Genomic DNA, 365 nt, shown 5'->3' with positions numbered 1-365 from the left:
ATGTGTATTGACGCTCGATGAAGTCATTTCCACATCGTCTGCTACAGGTGGAGTATCGATAATATCCGCACCCATTTCTTCAGCGATTTCTGCACATTTTTCAGCAATCATTTTTGCCATATTGCGTTCTTGATCCGTAAATTTAGCTGTTATTCTAAGAAGAGGATCGCCGTAGACGTCTTTATACGTTGGATCCAAGTCCAAATAATTGTGCGTATACGGCATAGTGCCTTGCATACCACCAATATTTAAATAACGGTGCGCATAATGAACGGATTTTTCTTTAAACTCTTTACCCCAATATGGTGTGCCTTGTGGAACACGGTTATTGGCAATGGCTGCAGCACCATCTTGGAAAATACTAA

Annotated in this window: 1 pseudogene; it reads right to left on the bottom strand. The window is 40.8% G+C overall.

The annotated features are described in order from the left end of the window. Nucleotides 1–365, bottom strand: a pseudogene (locus CSV68_RS17260) (GMC family oxidoreductase); the annotation flags it as partial.

The organism is Sporosarcina sp. P29 (assembly GCF_002743265.1).
Taxonomy (GTDB): Bacteria; Bacillota; Bacilli; order Bacillales_A; family Planococcaceae; genus Sporosarcina.
This window is presented reverse-complemented; position numbering and strand designations above follow the sequence as displayed.